Source organism: Burkholderia arboris (assembly GCF_038723655.1).
In the GTDB taxonomy this organism is placed as follows: domain Bacteria; phylum Pseudomonadota; class Gammaproteobacteria; order Burkholderiales; family Burkholderiaceae; genus Burkholderia; species Burkholderia arboris.
In genome coordinates this window covers 3,184,409-3,201,951 of sequence record NZ_CP109821.1, presented here as the reverse complement: position 1 = coordinate 3,201,951, position 17,543 = coordinate 3,184,409, and the positions used below count along the sequence as shown (strand labels likewise).

18 protein-coding genes are annotated in these 17,543 nt (G+C 68.5%); 9 read left to right on the top strand and 9 right to left on the bottom strand.

The window, feature by feature from the left end; all coding sequences use genetic code 11:
• Window positions 1–9 precede the first annotated feature (9 nt).
• The 9 genes from dmeF (at window position 10) to OHZ10_RS14995 (ending at window position 7,803) form a co-directional block, all read left to right on the top strand.
• On the top strand, window positions 10–1,299 hold the full coding sequence (gene dmeF, locus OHZ10_RS15035) for a CDF family Co(II)/Ni(II) efflux transporter DmeF (RefSeq protein ID WP_342702905.1): 1,290 nt from the start codon (window positions 10–12) through the stop codon (window positions 1,297–1,299).
• Window positions 1,300–1,301: 2 nt separating this feature from the next.
• Window positions 1,302–1,487 (top strand): DUF1289 domain-containing protein, encoded by a 186-nt coding sequence (locus tag OHZ10_RS15030; protein WP_342702903.1) that lies wholly within the window; start codon window positions 1,302–1,304, stop codon window positions 1,485–1,487.
• 466 nt (window positions 1,488–1,953) lie between these two features.
• A complete protein-coding gene (mug, locus tag OHZ10_RS15025; RefSeq protein WP_342702902.1) occupies window positions 1,954–2,484 on the top strand; it encodes a G/U mismatch-specific DNA glycosylase in 531 nt (176 codons plus the stop codon).
• The gene (locus tag OHZ10_RS15020) at window positions 2,471–3,094 is read left to right on the top strand and encodes a DNA-3-methyladenine glycosylase (protein WP_059233186.1); all 624 of its coding nucleotides are present in this window, start codon (window positions 2,471–2,473) and stop codon (window positions 3,092–3,094) included. The genes mug and OHZ10_RS15020 overlap by 14 nt, the downstream gene beginning before the upstream one ends.
• A 101-nt stretch (window positions 3,095–3,195) precedes the next feature.
• Window positions 3,196–3,960: a ParA family protein gene (locus OHZ10_RS15015; RefSeq protein ID WP_059233187.1), complete on the top strand. Its 765-nt coding sequence runs from the start codon at window positions 3,196–3,198 to the stop codon at window positions 3,958–3,960.
• Between the two features lie 503 nt (window positions 3,961–4,463).
• Window positions 4,464–5,048, top strand: a complete 585-nt coding sequence (phaP, locus tag OHZ10_RS15010; protein WP_059233188.1) for a TIGR01841 family phasin — start codon at window positions 4,464–4,466, stop codon at window positions 5,046–5,048.
• A gap of 298 nt (window positions 5,049–5,346) precedes the next feature.
• Complete coding sequence (locus tag OHZ10_RS15005) at window positions 5,347–6,528, top strand: acetyl-CoA C-acetyltransferase (protein WP_059236605.1); 1,182 nt, start codon at window positions 5,347–5,349, stop codon at window positions 6,526–6,528.
• Between the two features lie 215 nt (window positions 6,529–6,743).
• A complete protein-coding gene (phbB, locus tag OHZ10_RS15000) occupies window positions 6,744–7,487 on the top strand; it encodes an acetoacetyl-CoA reductase (RefSeq protein ID WP_059233189.1) in 744 nt (247 codons plus the stop codon).
• 109 nt (window positions 7,488–7,596) lie between these two features.
• Window positions 7,597–7,803, top strand: coding sequence for a hypothetical protein (locus OHZ10_RS14995; RefSeq protein WP_059233190.1), 207 nt, complete (start codon window positions 7,597–7,599; stop codon window positions 7,801–7,803).
• A gap of 79 nt (window positions 7,804–7,882) precedes the next feature.
• Here OHZ10_RS14995 and OHZ10_RS14990 read toward each other — a convergent pair whose 3' ends face one another.
• The 9 genes from OHZ10_RS14990 to OHZ10_RS14950 all read right to left on the bottom strand — a co-directional run bounded on the left by OHZ10_RS14990 (window position 7,883) and on the right by OHZ10_RS14950 (window position 17,494).
• Window positions 7,883–8,173: a hypothetical protein gene (locus tag OHZ10_RS14990; RefSeq protein ID WP_124453500.1), complete on the bottom strand. Its 291-nt coding sequence runs from the start codon at window positions 8,171–8,173 to the stop codon at window positions 7,883–7,885.
• A 27-nt stretch (window positions 8,174–8,200) separates the two neighbouring features.
• Window positions 8,201–8,704 (bottom strand): hotdog family protein, encoded by a 504-nt coding sequence (locus OHZ10_RS14985; protein ID WP_059233192.1) that lies wholly within the window; start codon window positions 8,702–8,704, stop codon window positions 8,201–8,203.
• Window positions 8,704–9,519, bottom strand: a complete 816-nt coding sequence (locus tag OHZ10_RS14980) for a beta-ketoacyl synthase chain length factor (RefSeq protein ID WP_059233193.1) — start codon at window positions 9,517–9,519, stop codon at window positions 8,704–8,706. The genes OHZ10_RS14985 and OHZ10_RS14980 overlap by 1 nt, the downstream gene beginning before the upstream one ends.
• Before the next feature lie 8 nt (window positions 9,520–9,527).
• Window positions 9,528–10,739: a beta-ketoacyl-[acyl-carrier-protein] synthase family protein gene (locus tag OHZ10_RS14975; RefSeq protein WP_342702901.1), complete on the bottom strand. Its 1,212-nt coding sequence runs from the start codon at window positions 10,737–10,739 to the stop codon at window positions 9,528–9,530.
• A 63-nt stretch (window positions 10,740–10,802) separates the two neighbouring features.
• Window positions 10,803–11,687 (bottom strand): polysaccharide deacetylase family protein, encoded by an 885-nt coding sequence (locus tag OHZ10_RS14970; protein ID WP_342702900.1) that lies wholly within the window; start codon window positions 11,685–11,687, stop codon window positions 10,803–10,805.
• Complete coding sequence (locus tag OHZ10_RS14965) at window positions 11,684–14,149, bottom strand: MMPL family transporter (RefSeq protein ID WP_342702899.1); 2,466 nt, start codon at window positions 14,147–14,149, stop codon at window positions 11,684–11,686. The genes OHZ10_RS14970 and OHZ10_RS14965 overlap by 4 nt, the downstream gene beginning before the upstream one ends.
• The gene (locus OHZ10_RS14960) at window positions 14,149–14,781 is read right to left on the bottom strand and encodes an outer membrane lipoprotein carrier protein LolA (RefSeq protein WP_059233197.1); all 633 of its coding nucleotides are present in this window, start codon (window positions 14,779–14,781) and stop codon (window positions 14,149–14,151) included. Before OHZ10_RS14960 ends, OHZ10_RS14965 begins: the two co-directional genes overlap by 1 nt.
• Window positions 14,778–15,755: an acyl-CoA synthetase gene (locus OHZ10_RS14955; protein ID WP_342702898.1), complete on the bottom strand. Its 978-nt coding sequence runs from the start codon at window positions 15,753–15,755 to the stop codon at window positions 14,778–14,780. The genes OHZ10_RS14960 and OHZ10_RS14955 overlap by 4 nt, the downstream gene beginning before the upstream one ends.
• Window positions 15,752–17,494, bottom strand: a complete 1,743-nt coding sequence (locus tag OHZ10_RS14950) for an AMP-binding protein (protein ID WP_342702896.1) — start codon at window positions 17,492–17,494, stop codon at window positions 15,752–15,754. The genes OHZ10_RS14955 and OHZ10_RS14950 overlap by 4 nt, the downstream gene beginning before the upstream one ends.
• Between the last annotated feature and the right edge of the window lie 49 nt (window positions 17,495–17,543).

The window sequence follows — 17,543 nt, the reverse complement described above, 5'->3', positions numbered from 1 at the left end:
GGTGCCCGAATGAGCGATTTCAAGGATGCCGCGTTCGGCGCGGGTCACGACCACATTTTTCTCGGCGCCGCGCACGAAGAGAACGAGCGCAGGACCTGGATGGTTATCGGGCTGTGCGCGGCCATGATGGTGGCCGAGATCGTCGGCGGCTCGATTTTTGGCTCGCTAGCGCTCATCGCCGACGGGCTGCACATGTCGACGCACGCCGGCGCTATGTTGATTGCGGCGCTGGCCTATACCTACGCACGCAAACACGCGAGCGACCCGCGTTTCGTATTCGGCACGGGGAAGCTCGGCGACCTGGCCGGCTTCACGAGCGCCATCGTGCTTGCGATGATCGCGCTGTTGATCGGGTATGAAGCGATTGCCCGCCTGCTTGCCCCGGTGCCAATCCATTTCGGTGAAGCAATTCCGATTGCGGTTGCCGGCTTGCTCGTCAATATCGCGAGCGTCTGGCTGCTGAGCGGCGATCACCACGGCCATAGCCATGGGCACAGCCACGGCCGTCATCACGGGCACGCGCACGGTGGTCACGACGATCACGAGCACGAAGAGGAAGTGCACCAGATCTTCGATCAGCGGGGCGTATTCCTCGTGTCGGTGTTCGAAGATGGCGTCCCGCCGGTTTTTCGCGTGGCGGCTGCTACGAGCGATACGAAACTCGTCGACGCGAGCGACGTGTCGTTGACGACGATTCGTCCGGATGGTTCCCGGCAGGCGTTCGCGATGGCAAGTCGCGGCGGCTATCTGGAGTCGGTCGACGATATCCCCGAACCTCACGAGTTCAAGGCCATCGTTCGATTGAACGGTCGCGAGCATGAACTGGCTTTCGAGGAGCACGACCACGGCGCATCCGCTGCGGCGACGCGAGATCACAACATCCGCTCCGCCTACATTCACGTGATTGCCGATGCGGCAGTTTCGGTGCTGACGATCATCGGCTTGTTGCTCGCGCGTGCATTCGGCTGGGTCTGGATGGATCCGCTGGCGGGCATTATTGGCGCACTGGTCATCGCGAACTGGTCGTACGGCCTGATGCGCGACACCGGTGGCATTCTGCTCGACATGAACTCGGATCGCCGGCTGGCGGACAACGTGCGCACCGCGATCGAAGGCAGCGGCGACCGAATCAACGATTTGCACGTCTGGCGCCTTGGGCCGGGTCACATGAGTGCGGTCGTGTCCGTCTCGACCGTCGACACGGCGCGGGATTCGCGCTTCTATCATGGTCTGCTGCAACGCTTCAAGGATCTGTCGCACGTGACCGTCGAGGTCGTACCCGCCGTGAAGGGGCATTGAATATGGCGGTCAAGTCGCCGTGCACCGAAGTCTGCTCGTTCGATGGCAGGACGGGCTACTGCGTGGCGTGTCTGCGCACGCGCGATGAAGCGCGTGCGTGGAAGAAGATGACTGATCATCGACGCCACCAGATCGTGAACGACAGAGCGCGACGGCAAACAAAGTTGGTCCGTGAGACATCCGACTGATCACCGATGCTGTCGATGCGCTTGAGTACTCGAGGCGGTTGTCGTGCAGAGATATGCTGCTGCACGGGGTGTGGCCGATGTGCTGTTGGCGGAGCCATATAGTCGGATGTCGGAGGCGAGAGCCTCCCAAAGTAGAAAGCTATGCCCAATCGATCACGATTCCCGAGAGTTGACCACCGAAGTTGACGCCACAATTGATCGAACTTTCGCGCAGACGGCGCATCGACGATAAAAGCGAGGCCAATCTTGACGATTCAGCCTAGCTGTCTCTCCCCAAACGCGTTAAGCACTGGCTGGTCGCCAATCTTTACGAAATTCCGGAACAGAACCGTTCTGATCGACAAGCCGGCATCCCGCATCACGATGGGCCCGAATGTCCGAGTCAAGCTGCTTGCTTGGCACGGGTCTTCGGGCCTTTCTTCGTTTACGTCGTTCCTGTTCCTGTACGTCGCATCCCGGGCAAAGCGTGGCTGACGAACTTCCCGACCTCATCGCCGACCATCTCGACGTGCTGTTCTGCGGGATCAATCCCGGCCTGACCGCGGCCGCGACCGGGCATCACTTCGCGGGGAGAAACAACCGCTTCTGGCGCGTGATCCATCTCGCGGGCTTCACGCCGGCGGAAATCTTGCCGCAGGACGATCGCGCGATCCTCCGCTACGGTTGCGGCCTGACGGCGGTCGTGAAGCGGCCGACTGCGAGCGCCGATCAGCTGTCGCGCGCCGAATTCGCCGCCGCGGCCGCGGCGTTCGAGCAGAAGATCCTGCGTTACGGGCCGCGCTTCGTCGCCTTTCTCGGCAAGGCCGCGTACTCGGCGCTGTCGGGGCAACGCGAAGTCGCATGGGGGTTGCAACCGGCCCGCATGCAGGGGGCGAGTGTCTGGGTGCTCCCCAATCCGAGCGGACGAAATCTGGCATTCGGTCTCGGCGATCTGGTCGAGGCGTACCGCCAGCTTCATCTGGCCGCGACGACGGCGAGGCGGCATGCGGCGCAATAAGACCGCGTCCCTCTGGCCCGGCACCGTGCTGCCGCGCGCGTTCTTCGACCGCACGGCCACCGACGTCGCACCGCAGCTGCTCAACAAGATCCTCGCGGCGGCGGACGGCCGGGCCGGCCGCATCGTCGAAGTGGAAGCCTATGCGGGCGCGATCGACCCGGCCGCGCACACCTATCGCGGCAGGACGCCGCGCAACGCGACGATGTTCGGGCCGCCCGGGCATCTGTACGTCTACTTCACGTACGGCATGCACTGGTGCTGCAACTGCGTGTGCGGGCCGGATGGCACGGGCACCGGTGTGCTGATCCGTGCGCTGGAACCGCTGCACGGGCTCGAGCAGATGCGTGCGGCACGGCCGCCGCAGACGCGCGATCGCGATCTGTGCCGCGGGCCGGCGCGGCTGACCCAGTCGATGGGGATCGGCGGCGCGCAGGACGGCATCGATTTGGTCGATGCACGCGAAGGGTTCGCGATCGTCGACGACGGTAGGGCGCCGCCTTCGAATCTGGCGGGCGGCCCGCGCATCGGCATTCGTGCCGGCCGGGATCTCCCGTGGCGGTGGTGCGTGCCCGGCAACCGGTACGTGTCGGGGGGGCTGCCGCGCACCTGATGCGCGTCGTACACATGTCGCACGCAATTCGACCTGCGTCACGCGGCCGCCATGATTGACCGGCTAAGCTGATCCTTTCGACGTTCGATCGAGGGGACACCATGCGGCGGGTCGTATTCAACCAGAAGGGCGGCGTGGGCAAATCGACGATCGTCTGCAACCTGGCGGCGATCAGCGCAAGCGAAGGGCTGCGCACGCTCGTCATCGACCTCGATGCGCAGGCGAACTCCACGCGCTACCTGCTGGGCGACGCCGCGGCCGACGCGCAACCGGGCGTCGCCGGTTTCTTCGAAACCGCGCTGACCTTCAACTTCCGCCCGGTCGACGTCGCGTCGTTCATCCATCCGACCCCGTTCGAAGGGCTCGACGTGATGCCCGCGCATCCGGATCTCGACACGCTGCACGGCAAGCTCGAATCGCGCTACAAGATCTACAAGCTGCGCGACGCACTGAACGAGCTCGGCACCTACGACGCCGTGTACATCGACACGCCGCCCGCGCTGAATTTCTATACGCGCTCGGCGCTGATCGCGGTCGAGCGTTGCCTGATCCCGTTCGACTGCGACGACTTCTCGCGCCGCGCGCTGTATACGCTGCTCGAGAACGTGAAGGAAATCCAGCAGGACCACAACGCGGCGCTCGAGGTGGAAGGGATCGTCATCAACCAGTTCCAGCCGCGCGCGAGCCTGCCGCAACGGCTGGTCGACGAGCTCGTCGACGAAGGGCTGCCGGTGCTCGCGTCGAGGCTGTCGGCGTCGGTGAAGATCCGCGAATCGCATCAGCAGTCGACGCCGGTGATCCATCTCGAGCCGGGGCACAAGCTCGCGCAGGAATTCCGCGCATTGCATCGCGAACTGGCCGGCTGATTCCGCGCTTTCCCGTGTCGATCGCGGCCGCTTCATGCGGCCGTATTTTCATTGCGACCCGCAATTCGTCAGATCATTGATTTCGGCATTAATAATCCCGGAAACGATTTCATAATAAATCCAGAAAAAACGATTACATAAGCGATCGCTCCATTTTCAATGAGCGTCGGTTTTCTAATAAACGGAATAATGAATTGGTAAATGTTGCGCATCCTCATGATGCGCTATCCTGTAAAAAGGTAAAAAGGCATTGCGGGCCGGAACCCTGCAATTTGCCTCTCTGCGATGTCGGCGTGTCGCGGGTTTCAGCGGCTGCCCGGAACGATAATAAGGGTTTACACCTATCATTAATGCCATTTAATTGACAATTAATCGATCTAGAATGGCCTCCTTCATCTTCCCGTGTTCTAATAAGTGACGGGTAGCCAATAAGGAAGTGGCTGTCGATCCAGCTTCCATTTTTCTTTACGTCGTCTCTCGTATTGCTAACAGGAGCGTGCCCGATGTCCGTATTTGCCCCCGAAAAACTCGCCGCCGATTATCAATCCGGTATCGCCGCGTGGTTTGCAATTGCCCGTCCGGCGATCCACGGTTTCGAGGCTGTCGTCGAACTCAACCTGCAGGCGGCCCGGACGGCGCTCGAGGAATACGAAGACAAGCTGAAGAACGCGTTCAACAGCAACAATCCGGCCGCGGGCTTCGCGCAGCAGATCGCCGCACCGCAGGAAGCGGCCGGCAAGGTCGTGTCGTACGGCCGCCATCTGTTCGATATCGCGGTGTCGACGCAATCCGAATGGGCGAAGGTCGCGCAGTCGCAGTACGAACAGAACGACAAGCGCCTGAAGGACGCGCTCGGCGAACTGTCGAAGCATGCGCCGGCCGGCTCGGCACCGGTGGTGGCTGCGCTGAATTCGGCGCTGTCCGCGGCGACGGCTGCGGCCGATTCGGTGCGTGCAGCGACGGGTCAGGCGATCGAAGCCGCGCAGAGCGGTTTCGATGCGGTCAGCGAAACGGCCACGCGCGGCGCCAAGCAGACGGCTGCCGCCGCACGCAAGGACGCAGCGGCTACGCGCGAATCGGCTGCGTAACGGCTGACCGCGGGCATGACCGCGTGTCGCGTGCAAGCGCGACACAATTGATCGGCGCCGGATGGCGCTGGACGCCGTGTGTGCCACGCGGGGTCCGGCGCATGTCCGGTTCGCCGCACGACGCCGGTGCACGGATGTGCGTACCGGTGCGACGTGCCGTGGGTGCGACCGGCGCTGCCTGCCGTCTGGCGGCGCGCGGCCGCGATCGCGCCGGTCGGTCCGGCGCGCGCCGCCGACCGTTGCAGCCCGCTCGCGCCGGCGTCAGAACGACGAACTGATTTCGATGCAGGAATTGAACATGACGGACGTAGTGATCGTATCGGCCGCGCGGACCGCGGTCGGCAAATTCGGCGGCTCGCTTGCGAAGATTGCGGCGCCCGAGCTGGGCGCGACGGTGATCCGCGCGGTGCTGGAGCGTGCGGGCGTGAAGCCCGATCAGGTCAGCGAAGTGATCATGGGCCAGGTGCTGACGGCCGGTTCGGGGCAGAACCCGGCGCGGCAGTCGCTGATCAAGGCCGGGCTGCCGACGGCAGTGCCGGGGATGACGATCAACAAGGTGTGCGGCTCGGGCCTGAAGGCCGTGATGCTGGCGGCGAACGCGATCGTCGCGGGCGACGCGGACATCGTGATCGCGGGCGGCCAGGAGAACATGAGCGCGTCGCCGCACGTGCTGCCGGGCTCGCGCGACGGGTTCCGGATGGGCGACGCGAAGCTGGTCGACACGATGATCGTCGACGGCCTGTGGGACGTGTACAACCAGTACCACATGGGCATCACGGCGGAGAACGTCGCGAAGGAATACGGGATCACGCGCGAAGAGCAGGACGCATTCGCGGCGCTGTCGCAGAACAAGGCGGAAGCCGCGCAGAAGGCCGGCCGCTTCGACGACGAGATCGTGCCGGTGTCGATCCCGCAACGCAAGGGCGAGCCGCTGCAGTTCGCCACCGACGAATTCGTGCGCCACGGCGTGACGGCGGAATCGCTGTCCGGGCTGAAGCCGGCGTTCTCGAAGGACGGCTCGGTGACGGCGGCGAACGCGTCGGGGCTGAACGACGGCGCGGCGGCGGTGCTGGTGATGTCGGCGCAGAAGGCGGCGGCGCTCGGCCTGACGCCGCTCGCGCGGATCAAGGCGTACGCGAACGCGGGCGTCGATCCGAGCGTGATGGGCATGGGCCCGGTGCCGGCGTCGCGCCGGTGCCTGGAGCGCGCGGGCTGGACGCCGGGCGACCTGGACCTGATGGAGATCAACGAAGCGTTTGCTGCGCAGGCGCTGGCGGTGCACAAGCAGATGGGCTGGGACACGTCGAAGGTGAACGTGAACGGCGGCGCGATCGCGATCGGTCACCCGATCGGCGCGTCGGGCTGCCGGATCCTGGTGACGTTGCTGCACGAGATGGTCAAGCGCGATGCGAAGCGCGGGCTGGCGTCGCTGTGCATCGGCGGCGGGATGGGGGTCGCGCTCGCGGTCGAGCGCGTCTGAAGCGGGTCTGACGACTCGGTTCGCTGCGGCGCCGGCCGGCGCCGCAGCGAACCAGGCGGGTTTCGCGCACGACAAGCAGTCAACAACACGCGCGAAGTTCCGGTGCGTGCCGCGCCCGCGACGTGGGCGGTTGCGCATCGAAGCGGTGGGGCGGCAGCAGAAGCGACGCCGCCGCCCCGCATTCATCGATTACTTTTTTGTCGGTAATTTATAGGATGACTAAGCGAATTGCAGTTGTGACAGGTGGAATGGGCGGTCTTGGCGAAGCGGTCAGCATCAGGTTGAACGACGCGGGCCACCGGGTAGTCGTCACGTATTCGCCGAACAACGCCGGCGCGGACCGCTGGCTGACCGAGATGCATGCGGCCGGCCGCGAGTTCCATGCGTACCCGGTGGACGTGGCCGATCACGATTCGTGCCAGCAATGCATCGAGAAGATCGTGCGGGACGTCGGCCCGGTCGACATTCTCGTGAACAACGCCGGCATCACGCGCGACATGACGCTGCGCAAGCTCGACAAGGTCAACTGGGATGCGGTGATTCGCACGAACCTCGACTCCGTGTTCAACATGACGAAGCCCGTCTGCGAAAGCATGGTCGAACGCGGCTGGGGCCGTATCGTCAACATCTCGTCGGTGAACGGCTCGAAGGGTTCGGTCGGCCAGACCAACTATGCGGCCGCAAAGGCTGGCATGCACGGCTTCACGAAATCGCTCGCGCTCGAGATTGCGCGCAAGGGCGTGACGGTGAACACGGTGTCGCCGGGCTACCTCGCGACGAAGATGGTGACGGCGATCCCGCAGGACATCCTCGACTCGAAGATCCTCCCGCAGATTCCGGCGGGCCGGCTCGGCAAGCCTGAGGAAGTCGCGGCGCTGGTGGCCTACCTGTGCTCGGAGGAGGCCGGTTTCGTGACGGGCTCCAACATCGCGATCAACGGCGGCCAGCACATGCACTGATGCGCGGCGGCCCGCACGGCGTTCGCGCACGTGCCGGGCCGCATTCCGCACTATCCAGACCCGGAGCGGCGGCACGCGCGCCGCTTCGGCCTCGCATTCCGGAGAACGCATGGGCGACACCTGGATGGGACTCGTGATCGGCGGTTCGGCACTGGCCGTCGCGCTGACGATGGCGATCTCGCTCTACTGGCTCGAGCGGCGCCGCGCGCGGCTGCTGCGGAACTTCGATCATCGCGATTGCTGGCTCGTTGCGTACGGCAAGTGCTTCGCGCGCAGGCCGACAAAGCCGGCACGCCGCATGCGCGGGGCGCGTTGACGGCAGCCCCGGCGCGTCACGATCGATGAACGGTCACGCCCCGTGCGCATGCCGCCGGCAATTCGCACGGGATGCGTGATCAATCGCTCTTGCCGGCCGACTCGCCCGAGTCGTTCTTGTGGAAGATCCGCTTCGTCGTGCGCTTGGTGGCATCCCAGCCTTCGCGCGACGCATGCGCGACACCGTGCCCGACCGCCTTCGCGGCGCTCGCGGTCGCGTGGCCGAAGCTGCGGGCCGCCTCGCCGGTCTTGTGCGCGGCTTCCTTCGAATCGCGCTTGATGTCCTGCTTCACTTCCGACATGTCCGCGTGCGCGATCGGGCTGATCAGCGCGAGAACGAGCGCGGTGCCAATGAACTGACGAACTTTCACGACCTGGTTTCCTTGGGGTTGACCTCTTCAGCGAGGATTCGTGTTGCCGGCAGGCGCCGGTTGAAACGTGCCGGCTACCGGGGCGTCGAGCATCACCGCGGCGCGGCCGGACAGCAGCACGCGATCGCCGCAGCGCAGCGCGAATCCGTACAGCACCGAGCGGGCGTCGCCGCTCATGCGTTCCGCTTCGATGGTGAGCGGCTGCTCGAACGTGTCGAGCCGGTCGACGAACGCGTCGACGTTGCGCACGCTCGCGAGATAACCGACGCGCGGGCGCGCTTCGTGCGCACCGAGCAGCGCGCCGTGCACGGCCATCGCCTGCGCTGCGTATTCGACGCCGCAGACCGACGCGAGCCGGCCGTGCGAACGCAGCGGGTTGCGCGGATCGCGGTGACTCGTCGCGGTGCAGCGAATCCGTTCGGCGTCCCATGCATCGACCGTATCGAGCACGCACATCGCGCCGTCGTGCGGAATGTGCGCGGCGATCCACGCGTGGCCGAGCGGTGGTGCAAGCGGGGGCGTCGCGGTCATCACGCACGCTCCGCGAAGGATTCGGGCATCGCGACGTCGATCTGCACGCGCGTATCGTCCAGGTAATCGAGCACGACACGCGTCGAACGCCGCGCGGCGAGGGCATCGAGCAGCGGCAGCACGCGTGCGGCCGGATTGCCGGTACGCAACGCGTCGAGTTCGGCATTCGCGAGCGTCGTGGCGGGCGCTTCGGTGAGCTGCACGTCGAGGCGGGCGAGCGCGTGTTCGCTTGCCTCCGGCGCGAGCAAAAGTGCAACGCCGAACGCGTCACCGATCGGCCGCACCGTGCGCAGCGGTTCCGGATAGTCGGTGTCGTACGCGATCAGCAGGCTCGGCACGCGATCGACGACGACCTGGCACAGGCTTTCGAGCAGGCCCGCGGCAAAGCTGCCGTCGTGCGCGCACAGTACGTTCGACGTCGCCATCGCGCGGGTCGCGATGCTCCAGTACCCGGCCGGTGCGTTGTGCACGGAATTGTGGAAACGCGTCGGCGACAGCTGGCGATCGTCGCCCGCCAGGGTTTCGCAGATTGCGTGGCAATTCTGGCCGTCGCCGCCGGATGCGCTGAACACGGTCGCGAGCGTCGTGGCGTCGCGGCCACTCGCGGCCACGGCCTCGTGGCCGACCGCGAGCGCGACGCGCACGACGGGGCCCGTGCGGCGCCGCTCGGCCGACGGCAGTCCGGCCGGCGGCGGCAGTTCGGTGCGGGCAGGGGTATAGGGCATACGGCCCGCGAGCACGTCGGCCGCGTGCGGCCAGTCGTTCAATCCGGGCCCGACGAGGCCGATGCTTTCGATGAAGGCGGTGAGTGTCATGACGGGCCTCAACGGCGTGCGTGGTCGGCGCGGCCGAGGATCAGGCTGCAATTCGTGCCGCCGAAGCCGAACGAATTGGACAGGACGGCGCGCACGCGCGTGTCGCGGCTCGCGAGCACGTAGTCGGCGACGAGCGCCGGGTCGGGCTGCGTCGTGTTGACGCCGGCCGGCACGAACTGCTCGCGCAGCGCGAGCGCGGCGACGACTGCTTCGAGCGCGCCGGCCGCGCCGAGCGTGTGGCCGGTTGCGCCCTTCGTCGAGCTGCACGGCGTGCCGGCGAACAGCGCGCCGACCGCGCGGCTTTCGGCCGCGTCGTTGCTCGGCGTCGCGGTGCCGTGCAGGTTCACGTAGTCGATGTCGTGCGCACCGAGGCCGGCGGACGCGAGCGCCTGCTCGATCGCGGCGCGCGCACCGAGACCTTCCGGATGCGGCGACGACATGTGATGCGCGTCGCTCGATTCGCCGAGGCCGAGCAGCAGGATCGCGTTGCCGTCGAGTGCCGCGGGCGGATCGGGCACGCGCTCGACGAGCGCGAACGCGGCGGCCTCGCCGATCGAGATGCCGTCGCGCGCGACGTCGAACGGCCGGCACGGCTGGCGCGACAACAGTTCGAGCGAATTGAAGCCGTACAGCGTCGTCAGGCACAGCGAATCGACGCCGCCGACGACGGCCGCGTCGATCAGACCGGCCTCGATCATGCGGCGCGCGGAACCGAACACTTTCGCGCCCGACGAACACGCAGACGAGATCGCCGTCGCCGGCCCGCGCAGCGCGAAGTACGCACGGACGAACGCAGCCGGCGAATACGGGTTGTGCGTGTGCGCATAGTGGAAGTCGGCCGGCAGCGCGCCGTTCGCCGGATCGCGCTGCTGGTACGCGCGTTCGGTTGCGAGGATGCCGGCCGTGCTGGTGCCGACGAACACGCCGACGCGTGCGGCGCCGTAGCGTGCGACGGCCGCCGCGACGCTTGCGTCGAAGCCGTCCTGCGTGAGGCCGAGTTGCGCGAGGCGGTTGTTGCGGCATTCGAAGTCGGCGAGGTCGGCGCGCACGGGGTGCGCATCGACGCCGTCCACCGCGCCGATCCACGTATCGAGCGCCGCGCGTTCGAAGTTGCACGGCACGAGCCCGCCGCGTGCGTCGCGCAGCGCATCGAGGGTCGCGTCGAGGCCGCGGCCGATGCAGCTGGTGGCGGTGAAGTGCGAGAGCAGGAGAGGTTTCACGAGGGTCGCATCCGGTGGCCGGAACGGGCGCCGCAGCAGGGCTGGCAGGCGCGCCGTTCGAGGTCAGATTTTATCAAACGGGGGGGCCGGAATGCCCGGCTGGCCGGGCGGTTCGGGCGCGAGCGCCGCGCGCAGCGTCGTCCAGTGCAACTGCGCATCGGCGGCCGCACGCAGCACCGCCTGCAGCACGTCGAGCACGACCGGTTCGCCGCGCGCATCGCGCGCCGCGTGGCCGTCGTGTACCAGCAGGATGTCGCGCGCATCGAGGCCATGCAACAGGCGGCGCGTGACGGTCGCCGCATCGCGCGCACGCGTGTCGAAGCCGCGCCGCGTCCAGCTGGCGAGCTGCAGGCCGAATTCGCACAGCACCGGTTCGAGAAACGGATTGCGCAGGCCGGCCGGCGCGCGGAAGAACAGCGGGCGTGTGCCGGCGATCTCGGTCAGCGTCTGCTGCGCGGCCGCGATCTCGCGCCGCAGCGCGGCGGGCCCCGACAGCGAGAACGTATGCCGGTGCCGCTGGCTGTGGTTCTCGACTGCGTGGCCGCGCGCGACGATAGCCTCGATCCATCGAGGATGGCGGCGCGCGAGATCGCCGATGCAGAAGAACGTCGCGTGCGCGTCGTAACCGTCGAGCAGGTCGAGTACGCGCGGCGTGACGTCCGGGTCCGGGCCGTCGTCGATCGTCAGTGCGATGCGGCGGCCCGCGGTGGCCGGCAGGCGCGTCCAGTTCGGGCCGAGCAGCGCACTGCGCGGCCACAGGCCGGCTGCCGTCAGCGCGAGATGCGACGCGACCACGCCACCGGCGGCCCACGGCCACGTGGCCGGTTGCGCGATGACGGCGGCGGCGGCACCCACGTGCAGTGCGGCCGTCCCCGCGATCAGCGGCGTCGGCTTCCAGCGGCGCGTTTCGCCGGCCTGATGCGATGGAATGGACGACGGCGCGGTCATGCGGGACTCCGTCGCTGACGATCGCCGGCTGCCGTGGCGCGCGGCGCGAGAATCGCCGCGAACGCGAGCGCGAGCATTGCGCCGGGGCCGACGGTCAGCCCGAAGGTTTCGAGCAGCGGGACGCGCGACAGCGCGAGCAGCCCGAAGCCGGCGACGGTCGCGAGGTTTGCGATCAGCAGCGACACGAGCGTGTTGGGCGTCACGGGCTGCGCGTCGTCGCGCTTGCAGAAGAACAGCGCGTAATTCGAGCCGACCGCGACGATCAGCAGCATCCCGACGAGGTGCAGGATCGTCAGTTGCACGCCGGCCAGCGCGAAGCCGGCCGTTACGACCAGCACGGCCGCGACGAGCGGTGCCAGTGCGCGCACGACGCGACGAGGCGAGCGCAGCGCGATCAGCAGCAGCATGGCGATCGCGGCAAAACCCGCGAGCGACAGCCGGATGTCCTCGTGCACGTAGCTCACGTACAGGCGATCGGCTTCGGCCTTCATGTCGACGAACAACGCATCGGGCACGCCCGCACGGGCGACGGCCGCGCGAATCGGCGTTGCATCGAGTCCCGACGCCGGAAGCGTGGCGCGCGCGGCGTCCGGTGCGCGCAGCGGCAGCATCGCGCTCCAACGCCCGTCGCGTTCGGTCAGCAGCGCGTCGACGGCGAGCGCCAGCGACGTGCCGCGCAGGTCCGCGCGCGTCAGCAGCGGCGCATGGCGCGCGGCGTCGACGTCGGCGAGGAACGGCGCGAACAGGTCGGGCTTCACCGCGATCGGCTGGTTCGCGACGGCGTCGCGCATCCGGGCGGCGAGCGCGTGCGCATCCGGCAGGCTCGCCTGGCGCGCGCGCTGCGCAGCATCGCTCGGCAGGTAGCGGGCGGGGCTTTCGAAGCCGGCGAGCACGCCCCGGTCGATGAGCGGCTGCAATTGCGCGGCCACTTTTTCGGCGCCTTCGAGCGCGGCCTGTTCGGTCGATGCGGAAATCACCACGAGGTAGCGCACGTCGGGTGCGCCGACATCGGCGCGCAGCCGCGCGTCAAGCGCCTGCGCCTGCGCCGGTACGGGGCTGAGCGCGGCGAGCTCGCGGCTCCACAGCCCGTCGCGATGCAGCACGAGCGTCGCGCTCGCGGCGACCACGAGCGCCGCGAGCGGCCAGCGCAGCCGCGGCGCGGCGTCGGCCGCCCGCGCGAGCACCGCGCCGACGCGCGACACGTCGCGGATCGCGACATGCTCGCCGCGCAGGTGCGGCAGCACGAAGCGCGTGACGAGTGCGGCGGCCGTCAGTCCGACGATCGAATACAGCCCGAGCTGCACGAGGCCCGGGAACCCGGAGAACAGCATCGACGCGAAACCGCACACGGACGTCAGCACGCCGAGCCGGATCGTCGGCCAGTAAGCGGCGACCCACGCGCGTGTCGCGTCGCCCGGGCGCGCGGCGACGCGCGTGCCGGCCTGCGCCGATTGCACGAACAGGTAGATCGAATAGTCGACGGCTTCACCGATCAGCGTCGTGCCGAAACCGAGCGTCAGCCCGTGGACCGTGCCGAACGCGACGCTGACCGCCGCGATCCCGGCTGCGACGCCCGTCAGCACCGGCAACAGCCCGAGCGCGAGCGTGCGCGGCGAACGGTACAGCGTGAGCAGCAGCGCGACGATCAGCACGACGCTCGCCGTCGACAGGCGCTCGACGTCATGCCGGATCGTGTCTCGCGTGTCGACCGAGAACACGCCGGGGCCCGTCATCGCGAGCGTGGTCGCGGCCGCATTCGGCACGGCCTGCTTCGCCGTGGCGAATGCGCGGCGCACCGTGTCGATCGCGCGCGCCTGCGCGTCGGTATCGGAGCCGGCGGCGGCCGTCTGCACGACGAGCACCGCGCGCGTGCCGTCGCGCGACGCCCACACGCCGTCGCGGCTCGCGGGTTCGGCCGCGCTGTCGAGCTGGTCGACGAGCGCGGTGACTTCGCCGGTCGGGTCGCGCGGCAGCATCGCCTTGGCGACGAGGCCGGCTGACGAGCTCAGCAGGTCGAGGCTGTCGCCGAGCGCCTGGTGCAGGCCGTCGGCGCTGAAGCGCTGCGGCGTGACGGCCGGGCTCAGCAGGTAGCGGTGATCGAAGACGAACTGCCGGTCGCGTGCGTCGTTCGCGGCTTCGCCGTTGTGCACGGCCGCAAATTGCGGGTCGGTGCGCAGTGCGCCGGCGACGCGCCGTGACAGTGCGGCGCGCGTGACGGCATCGCCGCCGTCGATCGCGACGAGGATCAGCCGCGACACGATGCCGTCGCGCAACTGGTCGACGAGCACGCGCTGCCCGGCGCTCGGCGAGCTCGGCAGGAACGCGGACAGGTCGGCCGTGAAGTGCGCGCGCCCGATCGCGACGCCACAGGCGGCGAGCGCGAGCAGCCACACGAGCACCGCGCGCTGCCGCCACGCGTGCAGGCGGCGGGCGACGGGGGAGGGGCGCGCGCGCTCGTCCATCAGTTCGCGGTCGCCGCAACGGGTTGCAGGCGCATCACCGAATGATCGCCGTCGGCCTGCCGGATCGCGACGCTGCGCAATACGTCGCGCGTGCCGTCGAGCGTGATCGTGCTGACGACCTTCAGCATCCGCGAGTCGAGCGGCGTGAGCGTCAGCGTCCAGTCGTCGCCGCGCCCGGAAAGGGCGACCTTGTACACCTGTTCGAGCGCGAAGCGGTTGCCGGCGAGCGTCGCGCGGATGCTGTCGATGAACGCGCCGAGTTCCGGATAGCGCGCCAGCGCGAGTGTGAACTTGCGGTTGTTGCGTTCGACCGTGAGCATGTCGCCGTCGACGACGAGGTGTTCCGGCTTCGGGCTCAGCGTGTGCTTTTCCAGATGATCGGGCGCGACGAACACGAGTTCGCCCGACGATTCGACCGGCTGGGTGGCGATCGACAGGTACTTCGTCTCGGTGAAGGTGGCGTGTCCCGACTTGTGCTGCGCAAGCGTCGACATCAGCCGGTCGAGGCTCCATGCCGGCGCCGTGTCGGCTGCATGCGCGGGCACGGCCAGCGCGAGCGCGGCGGCGGTGGCGGCGAGCAGGCGGGCGGCGCGGTGCAGCGAGAGCGGGAACAGGCGGTGAACGGCGGTCATGCGTCGGAATCCCTTGTGGCGGGCAGGTCGGCACCGGCGTGCGTCGCGTCGCGGCGCGTAGCCGCGGCATCGCCGCCTTGCCAGAAATCGAAGTAATTGAACCAGTTGTACGGCGCCGCGCGGCAGTACTTGTCGAGCAGCGCGACATAGCGCGCGAGTGCCGCGTCGACCGCCGCCGCACGTGCATCGCGCCGCACGTCGGAGAAATCGGCGAGCGTCTCGAAGTGCACATCGTAGCGGTTGCCGTCGCGATAGAGGCCCGTCATGAAGATCACCGGGCGCTTCAGCATCGCGGCCATGTACAGCGGCCCGAGCGGGAACGCGGCCGGCGTGCCGAGCAGCGGCAGCCGCCGCAACGATGCGGCCGCGTCGTCGAGCAGCGTGCGGTCGGCGAGCATGCCGACCATGCAGTTCGCGTCGAGGCGCTCGCGCACCTTCAGCATCGAGTCGACCTGCCCGAGCGGAATCACTTCCGGTTTCGCGGCCGGGTTCACCGCGGCGAGTGTCGCGTTGATCTTGCGCGCATTCTTCTCGTACATCGTGACGACGACGCGCAGGTCCGGATGCGTGCGGCCGATCGCGCGCACGACCTCGAAGCTGCCGAGGTGCGCGCCCATCAGGAACGCGCCGCGCCCGCCCGCGAGCGCATCGTCGACGAGCGTCTCGCCGTGCAGCCGGATGTCGAACAGGTCGAAGCGCCCGTTCATCAGGTAGACGCGGTCGTGGATCGTCGCCGCGAACGTGAACACGTGCCGGTACACGTCGCGCCAGCGCGCGGGCCGGCCGAGCGCGCGGCGCAGGTAGTCGCGCGACGCGGCGCACGCGACCGGCGAGAACAGCACGAAGTACGTCGCGATCAGGTGCAGCACGAGGCGCGCGCGCTGCCGGCCGAAGTGCAGCGAGATCCACGTCATCGTGCGCAGCAAGCCGGCGTTGCTGCGCTCCTGGCGTTCGGCCCACGCGGTGCGCTTCATGGCTGCGCGCCATCCTGCACGGCCGGCGGCGCGGACAGCACGCCGGTCGCGACCTCGCGCGACCCGGCGCGCAGCGTGAAGCGGATCGCGCCGCTGGCCGCGGCGTCGTACGCGAGATCGAGCGGTTCACCCGGTGCGACCGGGCTCAGGAACTTCGCGGAGCCGAGCCGCCACGTATCCAGCGGACGGTTGAGCGCCGCGCCGATCGTGTGGATCGCGTGATCGAGCAGCACGACGCCCGGTACGACCGGATGGCCGGGGAAATGGCCGGGCAGCGCCGGATGGTCGACGGGAATCGTGAAGGCGAGTGCAGGTGCGGCGGCCGTGTCGCGTTCAGGCGCGGCCGTGGCCGTGGCGCGCGCGTGCTGGGCGACGAGCGCGGCCAGCACGTCGCGCGGCAGCTTGCCCGTTTCGTTGCGCGGCAGCGCGTCGACGAACACGAGCGGGCGCGGCATGAACGCGGGATCGATCCGCTCGCGCAGCGCGCGCTGCAGATCGGTGGCTGCGAGCGCCGGCGCGACGACGAGCGCGACAAGGCGCGTGACCGGTTCGAGGCTGGTGTCGTCATGGGCCGGTGCGGCTTCGTCGGGCATGAAGAACACGCCGTCGACCACCTGCGGAATCGCGTTGAGTTGATGGTTCAGGTACGCGAGCGACGTGCGCTTGCCGGCGATGTTGACGAGATCGGCCTTGCGGCCGTGCAGCAGGAACCGGCCGTCGCCGAGCAGCTCGAGCGCATCGCCCATCGGCACGGGCACCTCCACATGCCCGCCCGACACCCACACGGTCGGCCCGCTGTCGTCGCGGTCCGGTTCGTCGCGCGCGTCGAGGCGGATGTCCGGGAACAGTTCCCATGTCGCGCCTTGCGACGTGCGCCGGGTCGCGATCTGGCCGGTCTCGGTGCTGCCGTAGATTTCGACGAGCGGCGCGTCGAGCGCGACCTCGGCTTCGCATGCGAGCTTCTCCGACAGCGGCGCGGTGGCCGACAGCACGAGCGCCGCTTGCGGCAGCGCATGGCCGGCGGACAGCAGCGCACGCAGGTGGATCGGCGACGTGACGAGCACGCGCGGCTGCGGGATCGCGTCGAGTTCGTCGCGGATGTCGACCGGGTAGAACGGCTGACGGTTGCTGAATGCGAGGCCGCCGATCAGCGCGAGCAGCACCGTCGACTCGAAGCCGTACATGTGCTGCGCGGGCACCGTGCCGATCAGCGTGGCCGCGCGGCCGTCGAGCAGCCCGAGGCGATCGGCCGCCGCACGCACGCAGCCGACCAGGAAGCCCCACGTCTTGCGGTGCGGTACCGGCGCGCCGGTCGAGCCGGACGTGAACACGTAGGCCATGATCCGCGCCGCATCGATCTGCGGGACGGCGAACGGCCTATCGTCTGCCCGCTCGCCGGGCGCGGCATCGGGATACGCGAAGCGCGGCAGGTCGATCGCGCAGTCGGGCGCATCGTGCAGGCAGAACGCGTCGGGCGCGAACGTCGCGAGCTGGCGGACCATTTCCGGCGTGTGCGTCGACGGCAGCAGGCTGATCTTGCCGGCGACGAGCGCCGCGCACAGGCTGACCGCGAAGCGGTAGCGGTCGCGGCACACGTTGAACACGTGGCCGCCGGCCGGCAGCGCGGCGGCCACGCGCGCGACGTCGGCGACGAATGCGCGCACGGTGACGGGCGCACCGTCGCGCCAGGCGATCGTCTGGTCCGGCGAGGAATGGAATACCAGCGGGTGAGTCGGCATAAATCGGTCAAAACGGGAGCGAAGGCCGGCGCGGCTGCGGCGCCGCGCC

Excerpts from the sequence above, each read along its gene's own strand:
- OHZ10_RS14995 (WP_059233190.1), top strand. The coding sequence starts at position 7,597 with ATGGGCGACACCTGGATGGGACTCGTGATCGGCGGTTCGGCACTGGCC.
- OHZ10_RS15020 (WP_059233186.1), top strand. The coding sequence starts at position 2,471 with ATGCGGCGCAATAAGACCGCGTCCCTCTGGCCCGGCACCGTGCTGCCG.
- OHZ10_RS14980 (WP_059233193.1), bottom strand. The coding sequence starts at position 9,519 with ATGACACTCACCGCCTTCATCGAAAGCATCGGCCTCGTCGGGCCCGGA.
- OHZ10_RS15030 (WP_342702903.1), top strand. The coding sequence starts at position 1,302 with ATGGCGGTCAAGTCGCCGTGCACCGAAGTCTGCTCGTTCGATGGCAGG.
- OHZ10_RS14970 (WP_342702900.1), bottom strand. The coding sequence starts at position 11,687 with ATGACCGCGCCGTCGTCCATTCCATCGCATCAGGCCGGCGAAACGCGC.
- OHZ10_RS14955 (WP_342702898.1), bottom strand. The coding sequence starts at position 15,755 with ATGAAGCGCACCGCGTGGGCCGAACGCCAGGAGCGCAGCAACGCCGGC.
- phbB (WP_059233189.1), top strand. The coding sequence starts at position 6,744 with ATGACTAAGCGAATTGCAGTTGTGACAGGTGGAATGGGCGGTCTTGGC.
- phaP (WP_059233188.1), top strand. The coding sequence starts at position 4,464 with ATGTCCGTATTTGCCCCCGAAAAACTCGCCGCCGATTATCAATCCGGT.
- OHZ10_RS14960 (WP_059233197.1), bottom strand. The coding sequence starts at position 14,781 with ATGACCGCCGTTCACCGCCTGTTCCCGCTCTCGCTGCACCGCGCCGCC.
- OHZ10_RS14965 (WP_342702899.1), bottom strand. The coding sequence starts at position 14,149 with ATGGACGAGCGCGCGCGCCCCTCCCCCGTCGCCCGCCGCCTGCACGCG.
- dmeF (WP_342702905.1), top strand. The coding sequence starts at position 10 with ATGAGCGATTTCAAGGATGCCGCGTTCGGCGCGGGTCACGACCACATT.
- OHZ10_RS14950 (WP_342702896.1), bottom strand. The coding sequence starts at position 17,494 with ATGCCGACTCACCCGCTGGTATTCCATTCCTCGCCGGACCAGACGATC.
- OHZ10_RS15015 (WP_059233187.1), top strand. The coding sequence starts at position 3,196 with ATGCGGCGGGTCGTATTCAACCAGAAGGGCGGCGTGGGCAAATCGACG.
- OHZ10_RS14985 (WP_059233192.1), bottom strand. The coding sequence starts at position 8,704 with ATGACCGCGACGCCCCCGCTTGCACCACCGCTCGGCCACGCGTGGATC.
- OHZ10_RS15005 (WP_059236605.1), top strand. The coding sequence starts at position 5,347 with ATGACGGACGTAGTGATCGTATCGGCCGCGCGGACCGCGGTCGGCAAA.